3 protein-coding genes are annotated in these 1,981 nt (G+C 47.0%); 1 reads left to right on the forward strand and 2 read right to left on the reverse strand.

What is annotated here, in order from left to right:
• Both GRP75_RS25575 and GRP75_RS25580 read right to left on the reverse strand, forming a co-directional pair.
• Nucleotides 1-521 (reverse strand): NAD(P)-binding domain-containing protein (locus GRP75_RS25575; RefSeq protein WP_237449196.1); only part of this gene is annotated, 521 nt, incomplete at its 3' end.
• Nucleotides 522-694: 173 nt separating this feature from the next.
• Nucleotides 695-1,294, reverse strand: coding sequence for a hypothetical protein (locus GRP75_RS25580; protein WP_023989339.1), 600 nt, complete (start codon nt 1,292-1,294; stop codon nt 695-697).
• Between the two features lie 279 nt (nt 1,295-1,573).
• On the opposite strand from GRP75_RS25580, the gene GRP75_RS25590 reads away from it, so the two are divergent.
• On the forward strand, nt 1,574-1,981 hold a 408-nt coding region (locus GRP75_RS25590), incomplete at its 3' end, for a DUF1054 domain-containing protein (protein WP_160790732.1).

Genomic DNA, 1,981 nt, shown 5'->3' on the forward strand with positions numbered 1-1,981 from the left:
GGACCGATATATGTACAGCATGGGTCGCCTTCCACTTTAGCAGAGATTGCCGTCAGAATTGGCTCTACCAGTTTATAGGCACTTTCTTGTCCACCCGGCATAATAGCAGGACCATTCAAGGCACCTTCTTCACCACCGGATACGCCTGTACCAATAAAACGAAGTCCTTTTTCCTCCAGCTCCTTGCTGCGGCGCTGTGTATCAGGGAAGTAGGCATTGCCTCCGTCTATAATAATGTCGCCCTTGTCCAGATGAGGCACAAGCTGTTCAATCGTGGCATCTGTTGCTTTACCAGCTTGAACCATGATCAGGATTTTACGGGGTGACTCCAATGAGTTCACAAATTCTTCAATAGAGAAAGTACCCGTCAGTTTTTTACCTTCTGCTTCTTTGATAAGATCGTGCGTTTTTTCTGGAGAGCGATTAAAAACCGAGACGGTGAAGCCTCTGCTCTCAATATTAAGGGCTAAATTCTTACCCATTACCGCCAGGCCGATCACACCAATTTGCTGTTTTGCCATCTGGTTCCTCATCCTTTGCAACATATTTTGTCTTCTACATCGCCGCTTTACCGCATTACACTTTATGTGAATCGGAACACGTGCACTTCTATTTTAACGTTTTTGGTGTCAGAAGTGAACCCCTGTCTATTCACAGATCAAAACACCCCATTTTCATGAGGTGTTCAGATGTATTACACTTCCATCATCAACAGTTGGTGGGATAGCGTTTGCAGGCGTTCATGGCAATTCCCGATTTTAGCCTTATCTCCGTCTGTCATCGCTGTGAACAGTTTCTCCAATTCATCGTCTACTTCCATTTTGAGCAGCAGCAGCCGGGTTTCCCCTTCATTGGAAGCGTACATATCCTCCATTTCCTGTGCGGACAGCACCGGTCCTTTCTGATAAATGACACGCTGCTTAAAGCCTGTAACCTCGACCAGACGAATAACCTCACCGAACAAAATATTTTCTACTAAAATATGATGATCCTTAACTCTTTTGACAATGGCATGACCTCGGGTGCTTCCAATCAGCTTCTCCAACCACTCAGCCAGCTTGGCATCGCGGATTACATAATCTCCAGCCAACTTGTAGTGTCCTGTACGCAGCTGTTGAAAACGGAGCTTCACCAGCTTGCGGCCGGTTCTCACCGACAAAACCAGGTACGACTCATCCTCGCTCCAGTACAGCGAATACCCTTCCGATATCAAATCCTTGATCAGATTATGGATATGCCGACGGCTAAACCGGAGCTCTAGATTGCAATATTCTACCTCACAGCCCTTGTTCACGGCATTCCCTCCTTTTTCAAGTCCGATTCAAGAAGTCCGGCTACAGCAAGCCTGCGGCTTTCCCGCTTGATCTTCCCTTGCTCTATTTTATACTTCATTTTATGTAAGGGTACTTGGTTATTTGACCTATTTTTATGAGTAACAGCGCACAATCCTACTTTTGCCTTATATGCTTGTTTCAAACCTGGTCTAAAGTCGGCCAAGCCCGGCGGCATTATGCTATAATCGGACATATTACGCCACACGACATGGCTTAACCCAGTTACAGGAGGAAAAGGAATGACATTTAGTGGATTTACTGCAAAGGACTTCGATGTTTTTGAAATACCGGGGTTGGAGCCTCGTATGGAAGTGCTGATTCAGCAGGTTCGGCCCAAGCTGGAGGCAATTGGCGAGGAATTGGCCCCGTTCCTGACAGACTTATGTGGGGAGCCTATGCACGTTCACGTTGCCAAGCATGCACGACGCAAAGTCAATCCCCCCAAAGATACTTGGGTTGCCTGGGCGGCAAACAAGCGCGGATACAAGGCGCTGCCGCATTTTGAGGTAGGCATGTTCGCTTCCCATCTTTTCGTCATCTTCGCAATTATTTATGAAAGCCCGAGCAAAGCTACATTTGCCCAGGCGCTCGAAGCCAACCTGAGTGATGTACGTTCTAACCTACCGGATCATTTTTACTGGTCCATG

It is taken from the genome of Paenibacillus sp. OT2-17 (assembly GCF_009827695.1).
Taxonomy (GTDB): Bacteria; Bacillota; Bacilli; order Paenibacillales; family Paenibacillaceae; genus Paenibacillus; species Paenibacillus polymyxa_B.